The sequence below is a fragment of the Mycobacterium sp. genome (genome assembly GCF_032159775.1).
Lineage (GTDB): Bacteria > Actinomycetota > Actinomycetes > Mycobacteriales > Mycobacteriaceae > Mycobacterium.
Genome location: NZ_JAVHWK010000151.1, coordinates 1 through 10,164, shown reverse-complemented (window position 1 = coordinate 10,164; position 10,164 = coordinate 1). Strand labels below are relative to the sequence as shown.

The following is a 10,164-nucleotide window of genomic DNA, read 5'->3' as shown; positions in this document are numbered from 1 at the left end:
CGTTCCGCGGCCGCGACGTCCTCGTTGTCGGCGCAGGCAATTCGGCCGCCGACATCGCCGTCCAGCTCGCCAACAACGGCGCGCGCCGGATCTGGCTTGCGGTTCGCACACCGCCGCATCTCGTGCGGCGTGCCATCGGGCCGCTTCCGTCGGACATCCTTCTCGAGCTCTTCGCCTGGGCGCCTGCGAGCGCGGTCGATCCGATTATCGGGCTCTCCGAGCGTCTGATGTGGGGCGACCTGTCGGCCTACGGGTTCAACCGACCGCCTGCGGGGCTGAAGGCGACGGTGCAACGGACGGGCCGCATTCCCACGCTGGCCGACGAGCTCATCGCCGCTGTACGTACGGGCCGCGTCGAGGTCGTCCCCGCCGTGGAGGCCGTCGAACCCCACCGGGTGATCCTCGCCGACGGCGGCGCGGTATCGCCGGCGGTGATCATCGCCGCCACCGGCTTCAGCATGGATCTCGACGGCTTGGTCGGCCACCTTGGCGTGCTGGATGAACACGGCAAACTAGCCGGCGGATTCGCCTCGCACATCGGCGACGGAATGTTCGCGATCGGTTACGGCATTCCACCCAACGGCCCACTGCGCGCGATTCGGCGCGCCGCCTCGCCCCTGGCCCGTGATATCGCCGCCTACCTGGGCACCAGGTCCTGCAACGGCGCTGTGAGTTCAACCACCCCCGGTGAACGAAAGCTGCTCAAGAGCCGTGTCACTGGTTAGCCGGCCACGTGACATCAAGGGGACGCAATGCTTCTGACTTCTCTCGAAAAGACCTACTTCCGGGGTGCACCCGGATACGAGGAGGCCCGTCGGGCAACGGTATGGAACGGCCTCTTGCCTGACCGCTTTCCCGACGTGCTCGTGCAAGCCCACGACGCCGACGACGTAATCGCGGCGCTCCGCTATGCGCGGGAGAATGGCCACAAGGTCGGCGTGCGTTCCGGGGGGCACAGCTGGGCGGCCAGTCACCTGCGCGACGGCGGACTGCTGCTCGACGTCAGCCGCCTCGATCACTGCACGGTTGACACGGCAGGAATGACGGCGGACGTCGGCCCGGGCAAGAGCGCCAGTGGCTTCGCCACCGAACTCGACTCACAAGGGCTCTTCTTCCCTTCGGGACATTGTGAGGGCATTCGCCTCGGCGGCTTCCTGTTGCAGGGTGGATACGGCTGGAACAGTCCGGCGATTGGCCTGGCTTGTGAGAGCGTGCTCGGCCTCGAGGTCGTCACCGCCGACGGCGAGCGGATCTACTGCGACCCCGAGAACCACCCCGACATGTATTGGGCCGCTCGCGGTGCGGGACCGGGATTCTTCGGTGTGGTCACGTCGTTCAAACTGCGGATTCACCGGCGCCCGGCGGTGGTGGGCACCTGCCTGTACATGTACCCGATCGAGTTCGTCGACGAGGTGTACACCTGGGGACGCGAAATCAGCTCGGAGGTCGACAACCGGGTCGAGCTGCAAATCCTGGCCACGCGCGCCAATCCGGCAGCCGGTATCGACCACCCCACCATCACGATCGCCTCGCCGGTCTTCGCCGAATCGGAAGAGGAGGCGGCGAAAGCCCTTGCCCTGCTGGGTACCTGCCCGGTTGCGCACAAGGCGATGATCGGTGTTCCCTATATGCCGACCACGCTGGCGAACTGGTACACCGCCGTGATGACCAACTACCCCAAGGGGTATCGCTACATCGCCGACAACATGTTCACGTCGGCATCGGCCGCCGAACTGCTGCCGGGCATCCGCGGCATCATCGAAACGATGCCGCCACACCCATCGCACTTCATCTTCACGGGTTGGAACGCATCACCGGATCGCGCGGACAAGGTGTACGGCCTGGAGGACGAGATCTACATGGCGCTGTACACCGTCTGGCAGAATCCGGCCGACGACGAAAAGTACCGCGACTGGTCCGCCACAAACATGGCTGCGATGTCGCATCTGGCGACCGGCATCGCGCTCGCCGACGAGAATCTCGGCAGGCGCCCGGCGCGGTTCATCACCGAACCGAACATGGCGCGCCTCGATAAGGTGCGTTCCGTATACGATCCGGACGGACGCTTCCACAGCTGGATGGGCCGCGAAGGAAAATGACCGTGCGGCATCGCGATTCGGACTGGGAACGCGTGGAGCGGAACCCAAAACCGAACGCGCTTCGAATCCTCGTCGTCGGCGCCGGGGTGGCAGGCATTTCCATCGCTCGAGGACTACTCCGAGACGGACATGATGTGTCGGTCTTCGAACGGCGGCCGGATATGCGGTCCGGTGGCGGTGCGGTGACCATCTGGCCCAACGGCTCGACGGTCCTGGATCAGCTTGGCGTCGATATGGACGGGGCGGGTCAGCTGCTGTCTACCGTGCGGATTGCGACGTCGACCGGTCGTCGGCTGGTCAATATCGACGTTTCAGCGATCGTGGACCGCCTGGGCGGAGCCGTTCGGATGGTCCCTCGCCGAGTTTTGCTCGACCGTCTGCTTTCAGGCTTTCCTACCGACCGGATCCGCTGCAATTCCCGCGTCGTTGGGGCAGTCAGTACTCGCGATGGGGTGCGGATCGAGTTCGAGGACGGTAGCTCGGCCGAAGGCGATCTGCTTATCGGTGCGGATGGCCTGCACTCGAAGATCCGAGATCTCGCCGGTGCGCTACCCGCGAAGCCGACCGGCTGGTGCAGCTGGCAGGGACTGATCACCCTTCCGGACATCGTCGACAAGGACGTCGCAGTGCAGATCATCGGCACGCACGGAAACCTTGGCCTGTGGCCCGCGGGCGGCTGCGACCTTCAGTGGTGGTTCGACTTGCCGTGGTCGCCCGGCTTCGTCAGGCCGGAACATCCGATCGACATGATCCGATCCAATTTCGCAGGATGGTCTGACTTGGTCGACGAAGTACTCGCGACGTTGACCGATGACGATTTGGCGCCTTCGCCCTTTCCGCATTTTCGGCATCCGATACCTCGCACCGCGCGCATGGGCGGCGCGGTGACGTTGCTCGGCGATGCCGCACACACGATGCCACCCATCCTTGCGCAGGGGACCAATCAGGCACTCCTCGACACGATGGTGTTATGCAAGGCGCTGTCGGATTTGCAGAACGGAGCAAGCGGAAGCACCGGTGACCTCTCGAGCGCGTTACGCCGGTACGAGAAGACCAGGCGGCGCAGGCTTTCCGCAGTGTCCTGGGTGACATCACGGCAGATGTCGCAGAGTGAGTCGGTGCTGAAGCCGGCCGCCATGATCTCGGATTCCTTTGGCACATGGGCGATGACGACGTTCATGCGTTGGCTGAGCCACCGCCGGATATCCGCGGAAGTCAACCGCGACCTGTCTACCCAGTTTGTCCGCAGCTGATGACCATTCCCACGACTCTGAAGGGTCAGTCGATGTCGACGAACGTCAAGGTGCCACCCGCCAAGCTGGCGCGCGTTGTCGAATGGACTCGCCACCACTTGTATCGGCTTCATCAACGGCTGACCCCCGCGCCGGCAGCCGTGTTCGAGATGATCATTGCCGGCTGGACCTCGCAAGCGATCACGGTCGCGGCCCAACTTGGAGTCGCCGACGCCCTCGCCGACGGCCCGCTGCCCATCGACGAGTTGGCTGCTCGGGTGAACGCGGACCCGGATGCACTGCGCCGATTGATGCGCGCGCTGATCAGCCGGGGTATTTTCCGGCATCGCCGCGACGGGCGGTATGAGCTGAACAACCTTGCCGACACTTTGCGTTCCGACGCACCGGTGTCGATGACGTCGGCGGCGCGCTTCTACGGGTCGCAGGAGCAGCGCGAACGCTGGACCCTTCTGGTGGATTCGATCCGAACTGGGAAGGGGGTCGTCGCGGCATTGCGCGGTAAGGAGAGCTTCGACTACTTCGCCGAGAACCCTGAGCTTGCCGAACTCTTCAACCAGACCATGACGAGTGTTTCGAAGCTGACGGACGCAACTGTTGTCGCCGGCTACGACTTCGGTGTCTACCCGAGGATCGTCGACGTCGGCGGCGGGCACGGCCCGCTGCTGGCCGCCATCCTGGCAAGGGCGCCCGCGTCTCGGGGCGTCCTGTACGACCTGGCGTCGGTCGTCGCAGACGCGCCCGGCGTGTTGCGGACGCAGGGTGTCGCTGACCGCATACAGATCGTTGAGGGGTCGTTTTTCGACTGCGTTCCGTCCGGCGGAGACGCCTACATCCTCAAGAACATCATTCACGACTGGCCCGACGAGAAGGCGGTACAGATCCTGCGCAATGTCCGCGCCGCAGTCGGCTCGCGAGCACGCGTGTTGCTGGTCGAGTTCGTCATCCCCGAGCACGACCGAGACTTCCCGGGAAAGTGGGTTGATCTGGAAATGCTGTTGAATCTGGGCGCGCGTGAGCGCACAGCGGCCGAGTACCGCGACCTGCTCGGCGACGCCGGATTGCGGATGACACGGGTCGTGCAAACCGCTTCACCCCTCAGCGTGGTGGAAGCCAGGCCCGCATAGCGTAGTCACCACGAGCGGAACGCGAGAGTCTCGGCAATCGCTACGCCACAGGCGCCCGGGTCGTTGAAGTCAACTCCTCGTTCTCCCCCTCGCGCAGGCCGACGCGGTCGTGCAGCCACACCAAGGGTTTTGGTGCCCACCAGTTCCATTTCCCAAGCATGCGCATGAAGGCAGGGATCAGCACCATCCGCACCAGCGTGGCGTCGACCAGTACGGCCAGCGTCAGGCCGAGGCCAAGCATCCGCATGAACTGCACGTGGGCGCCGAACAGGGCTGCGAACGATATCGACATCACCAGGGCCGCGGCGGTGATCACCCGGCCGGTGCGAGCCAACCCCAGCGCAACGCTCTCGTCGTTGTCGGCACGGCTCCGTCCCGATGTCAGCCAGTACTCGCGGATCCGCGACAGCAGGAACACCTCATAGTCCATCGACAGGCCAAAAGCGATGCAGAACAACAACACCGGAGTGTTGGCGGGCAGTGTTCCGGTGGACGTCGTTCCGAGTGCACCCAGGTGCCCGTCCTGGAAGATCCACACCAGTGCACCGAACGCGGCGGTCAACGAGAGCACGTTGAGCACCAGTGCCTTGAGCGGCAACACGACGCTGCCCGTCAGCAGGAATAACAGTCCGAAGGTGATCACCGCGATCAGCCCCAGCACCGCGGGCAGCCGTGACGTGATGGCGTCGACGCTGTCGCGGTTGGTCTGTGCGATGCCGGTCAGCTCGACCGGGCGGGCCGCCGGTCCGGGTACCGAATGCAGCCGGTCGAGTTGGGACTGCGAGGAATCGGAGAAGAGTGGGGCCGTGCTGTCGACTGTGAGGAACGCGCTGCCCTGCGCCAACCCGGTGGCCGCCGAGGGCGCCCCCACCCGGGCGCCGGCGACGAACGTGCCCGTCGGCGCGGACACCGCCGAAACATCCGGGACGCGGGACAATTCAGTGGCGTAGCGCTCCAGGTCGACCCGTGTGAGGCCGTCGGCGTCGGGGATCACCGTGGTGACCGCGGTGGCCGAGTTGTCGGCGAAGTCGTTGCGCAACTGGTCGCCGACCTGATGCGCCGACACCGACGTCGGCAGCACCCTGTCATCGGGGAATCCCCACTTCACCCCGAGGAAGGGCGCGCCGAGCACCAGCAGCAGCGCGACAATGGCCACGCCGAGCGGCAGGGCACGGCGCATGACGAACGTCGTCGACCGGTACCAGAACTGCGCCTCGATCGGCCGGGGTACGGGGTCGGGGCGGTGCAGCAGGCGCCGCGCGAGCCGTCGGACATCCAGGGCGTTCAGCCGGTCACCCAGCAGCACGATGGCCGCAGGCGCAACGACCACCGCTGCCAACGCTGCGAACGCAACGGTGGCGACACCGGCGTAGGCGAACGACTTCAGGACGTGCATCGGGAACAGGACCAGCGCCGCCATCGACAGCGCCACGGTCGTCGCTGAGACCAGCACCGTTCGCCCCGCCGTTGTCATCGTGCGGATCAGGGCGGTGTTCGAGTCTGCGCCCTCGGCCAGTTCGTCGCGATATCGGCTGATGATCAGCAACGTGTAGTCGATCGCCAGGGCGAGGCCCATCGCAGTGCTGAGGTTGGGCGCGAGGTTCGACACATCGGTGCTGAAGGTGATGAAGCGCAGGACGGCCATCGAGCCCAGGATGGACATCAGCCCGACCGCAACAGGCAGCGCGGCCGCCAGCAGCCCACCGAATACCCAGACCAGCACGAGGAAGCTCAGCGGAACGGCGATCGACTCCATCAGCAGAAGATCGCGCTGCAACTGCGAGGTGATCTGCGCGTTCACCATGACGGCCCCTCCCGACCGGACGATGACACCGGTCGGCCCGACAGGATGTTCGCGCGCCACCTCATCGGACAGCGTCTGGGCCGCTGTCTGCGCCGCGCTTTCCCCGCCGCTGATACCCGCGACCACCAGTCCGACCTTGCCATCCGTGCTGACCAGACGCGTCGCCGCCGGCGGCGGCGCGCTCCACGCCGACGTCACCGCGGCGACATTCGGTGCTCGCCTCAGCTGATCCACAATGCTCAAACCCACCGCGCGGGCCGCCGGGCCGATGGCGCTATCCGGAGCGGTGACCGTGATCAGCATCTGCATATCGCCCTGGTGAAACTTGTCGGTCAGCAGTTGTGTCGCCCTGGCCGACTCCGAACTCGGGTCCTGGAATCCGCTCGAGGACAGGCTCTTGGCCACCGGGACGCCGAAGATTCCCGCTGCCAGCATGATCAATACGGCTGCCGCGATGACCCGCCGCGGCGCTGAAATCGCCAGCAATGCGATTCGTTGCAGCACGTCGCGTCCTCCTTAAGCCCGCGGACGCAAGATCAGCGGCAACCTATTTCTCGGTCATATAGTGAAACGAACGGCGGCTTCGCAGGGTTCATCCCGTCGGCGCCACGCAGACGTCGAGACCTCGAATACGCGAGACCGCTCGGTAGCTGCGGGCACCGTTCGGGGTGCAAGCTTGTCGCCAACGCACCTGTGTCACAGGGGCTTCGGGCGTTGGCTGCCCGTCTTCATCCAGTCAACCTTTAGGGTCACCGAGTCTGGGATGCTGATGTGGGTCATACAATCATGTCCATTTGGCCATGCATCTGACCCTCATGATTTTCATGAGACCGTCACCGCATGGCGCGGACCTCGGCCTCGACGTCGTAGTCCTGTACACCAAGTTGACCGATAGTGATGGCCTGCCCGGAGTCCATTCTCAGCCCGTTGGCCCTCGATCCTGGTTGAACTCGAGCGGTGTGGTCGTGGCGGAGCGCCGGATAGCGGATGAGCACGTCGGTCACGTCCGCGGGATCGGTACCTCGCATCAACGCCAGTGAGAGAACGACCCAAATCCGACGAGATCGACGCGGCGCTCCGCGGGTTCCATCTCTCGAACATGCCGATCTCGATCGATCAGTTGATCGGGGGTAGCGCGGCCTACGCGCACCGTAGATTCGCGCCGCGGACACCAAAGGAGTCCGCGCGCACGGTCAACGTAGGGGTTTGCGCCTGGCTGCGTATTAAGATCCTTCGCCGATGTAATGCCCTGCGGTGCGTGCTGTTTAGCCACTTCGAGCATTTCCCGGCTAGTGGGTATGGCACGGTAGTGCTGGCGGCAGCCGGCACTGGCGACCAGCGCCAACGACAAAGGCCGGCGCAGCGGCAATCCTGGGAGACATGACGCGGGCCATTGTGATCGGGGGGTCGCTCGGCGGACTCACCGCGGCCCTGGTTCTGCGGGACCAGGGTTGGGATGTGGACGTTCTGGAACGGAGTCCGAATCCGTTGGAGGGACGCGGAACCGGCATCGTCGTACACCCGACCACGGTCCGCTATCTCGTGGAGCGTGCAGGCAAGCGAATTGGCGACATCGGCCTGCCTGCCCGCAGGATTCAATATCTCGACGCGGACGGCTCAATCGCCGACGAGCAGCCATGCGCATACCGGTTCGCATCGTATCTGGAGTTGTATCGAGGGTTGCTGGATCTATTCGGTACCGATCGCTACCACCTCTCGAAAGAGCTTGCGGACCTGGATAACCGGACAGATGGCGCCACAGTGTCATTGACCGACGGTCAGACACTTGCAGCCGACCTCGTCGTATGTGCCGATGGGATCCGTTCCACCGGACGCCGACTACTGGTTCCAGACGCCCGACCCCGCTACGCGGGGTACGTGGCATGGCGCGGCACTGTCGACGGCGGCGAAATCAGCGACCGCTCAGCGAGCCTCCTGCTGGACGCATTCACCTACCGGATCCTCCCCGACGGTCACCTGCTGACCTACGCGATTCCGGGTCCGCGCGGCTCTGCGCTTTTCAACTGGCTCTGGTATCAGAACATCGCGCCGGGCGATCGACTCACGGACCTGCTCACCGGCCGCAATGGTGTCAGGACAGAGCTGAGCGTGCCACCCGGATCGGTGCAGACCCGCCACGTCGATGAGCTGTATGCGCTGGCGGCTGATCTGCCTTCGCCGCTCACCGAAATTGTCCAACAAACCGCCGAGCCGTTCATCCAAGTGATCGTCGACCTTGAAGTGCCCCAAATGGCCTTCGGGCGGAGCTGCCTCATCGGGGATGCCGCGTTCGCGCTGCGGCCACACATCGGTGTGGGCACGGCGAAGGCTGCCGACGATGCATGGCAGCTGGGGACCGCACTGCGTGGCGTCACCGCACGGCACGTCCCAGATCGGCTGAGGGGCTGGGAGACCCAACAGTTGTCGATGGCACGGCGTGCCTTGCAACGGGCTCGCAAGGCAGGTCGGAGCTTGCAGGACGGCACCTGGCAGGTCGGCGAGCACCCCCCGTTCGGGCTGCTCGTGCCCGGTGACAGCGTTCTGCCCGCCGCCCTATAACAGTCCGAGCAGCTGCAGGTCGGTGATGTACTTGACGATCATCGACGCCGTGACGTGTGGGATGTCTTTGTCCTGGCCGATTTTCGCTTCCTGCACGGCTGTGCGGAACCGGTCTGTCGGCGCGATGGATCCCCGGAACGGCTTCTCGGGCCGCTGGTAATTGTGCAGCAGCGGCAGGAGTGACGCGTGGCGCTGCTTATCCGGTAGTGCCCGCAACGCGGTGTCGAACCGTTGCAGCCAGCCGTCGTAGCCGCGGACGCGCTGGATCGGGCAGCCGGCGTCGATAAGCCAGTCCACGTACTCGTCGAGTCCGATTCCGTCGTCGTAGGGGTTCATCACGTGGTAGGTCGCGAACCCGTCAACGTTCTGCGCACCGAGGGTGGCGATCGCGTCGGCGATGAAGCCGACCGGCAGCCCATCGTAGTGAGCGCGCGGCCGGTTGCCGTCGGCGTCGAGTTCGTAGAACGAGTCGGGCGCGATGCCGGTGGCCACCAGGCTCAGCATCAACCGGGTGAACATGTCGGGCACGTTGAGCTGACCCGCGTACGTGGTATCGACCAGGATCATGTCGCAGCGGAAGACCGCGATCGGCAGGCCGCACAGGTCGTTCGCTTCGCGCAGCAGCACCTCGCCGGCCCACTTGCTGTTTCCGTAGCCGTTGGCGTACCTGTCATCAACGCTGCGGGTCGGGCTGATGACCCGGATGTCGGCGTCTTCGGTGAAGGTGGACGGATCGATCTGGTCGCCGACGCCAATGGTTGACACATACGTGTAAGGCTTCTGTTTGGTGGTGAGAGCGATGCGGATCAGCTCGGCGGTGCCAACGGCGTTGGGGCCGAACAGCTCGCTGTACGGGAGCACATGGTTGACCAGTGCAGCGGGGTCGACGATCAGATCGACGGTGTCGGCAAGCCGCTGCCAGGTCTTCTGGTCCAGTCCGAGATCCGCTTCGCCCTTGTCGCCGGCAATGACCTCCAAATGACGGGCGGCCAGCTCCCGGTAATGCCGCAGCAATTCGGGATCGCCGCTGTCGAACGTGGCGTCCAATCTTCCCTCGGCCGCTGCGTCGTCCTTGGCGCGCACCAGGCAGATCAGCTTGCCGTCGACGAGGTCCATCCGCTCCAGCCAGTCCAAAGCCAGGTAGCGGCCGAGGAATCCGGTCGCTCCGGTCAGTAGAACCGTGCGGACTTCGGCGCTCGGCGGCGCCAGGGTCGGGGCGGCGGCCAGTGTATTGGCGTCGAGGAACTTGTCCAGCGTGAGGTCGCGGGCGTGCACCTCGGTGGCGTCGCGGCCGTGCACCGCAGCGAATGTCGGGCGCTTGGCGG

8 protein-coding genes are annotated in these 10,164 nt (G+C 65.1%); 5 read left to right on the top strand and 3 right to left on the bottom strand.

Annotation, left to right across the window (positions count from 1 at the left end; translation table 11 throughout):
* From QOJ24_RS20705 to QOJ24_RS20690, 4 genes are all read left to right on the top strand, one after another.
* On the top strand, nt 1–725 hold a 725-nt coding region (locus QOJ24_RS20705), incomplete at its 5' end, for an NAD(P)/FAD-dependent oxidoreductase (RefSeq protein WP_526264640.1).
* A gap of 27 nt (nt 726–752) precedes the next feature.
* Nucleotides 753–2,099, top strand: a complete 1,347-nt coding sequence (locus tag QOJ24_RS20700; RefSeq protein ID WP_526264638.1) for an FAD-binding oxidoreductase — start codon at nt 753–755, stop codon at nt 2,097–2,099.
* On the top strand, nt 2,096–3,352 hold the full coding sequence (locus QOJ24_RS20695) for an FAD-dependent oxidoreductase (protein ID WP_526264636.1): 1,257 nt from the start codon (nt 2,096–2,098) through the stop codon (nt 3,350–3,352). Before QOJ24_RS20700 ends, QOJ24_RS20695 begins: the two co-directional genes overlap by 4 nt.
* A gap of 32 nt (nt 3,353–3,384) precedes the next feature.
* Complete coding sequence (locus QOJ24_RS20690) at nt 3,385–4,476, top strand: methyltransferase (protein ID WP_526264634.1); 1,092 nt, start codon at nt 3,385–3,387, stop codon at nt 4,474–4,476.
* 40 nt (nt 4,477–4,516) lie between these two features.
* Here the strand turns inward: QOJ24_RS20690 and QOJ24_RS20685 are convergent, their stop codons facing one another.
* Nucleotides 4,517–6,784: an MMPL family transporter gene (locus QOJ24_RS20685; protein ID WP_526264633.1), complete on the bottom strand. Its 2,268-nt coding sequence runs from the start codon at nt 6,782–6,784 to the stop codon at nt 4,517–4,519.
* A gap of 329 nt (nt 6,785–7,113) precedes the next feature.
* Nucleotides 7,114–7,308, bottom strand: coding sequence for a hypothetical protein (locus tag QOJ24_RS20680; RefSeq protein WP_526264631.1), 195 nt, complete (start codon nt 7,306–7,308; stop codon nt 7,114–7,116).
* Nucleotides 7,309–7,660: 352 nt separating this feature from the next.
* Between QOJ24_RS20680 and QOJ24_RS20675 the strand changes: the two genes are divergently transcribed.
* Complete coding sequence (locus tag QOJ24_RS20675; protein WP_526264629.1) at nt 7,661–8,839, top strand: FAD-dependent oxidoreductase; 1,179 nt, start codon at nt 7,661–7,663, stop codon at nt 8,837–8,839.
* Here QOJ24_RS20675 and QOJ24_RS20670 read toward each other — a convergent pair.
* Nucleotides 8,834–10,164, bottom strand: a 1,331-nt coding sequence (locus QOJ24_RS20670) for an SDR family oxidoreductase (RefSeq protein WP_526264627.1), incomplete at its 5' end; no start/stop codon positions are given. The two genes, QOJ24_RS20675 and QOJ24_RS20670, sit on opposite strands and share 6 nt — an antisense overlap.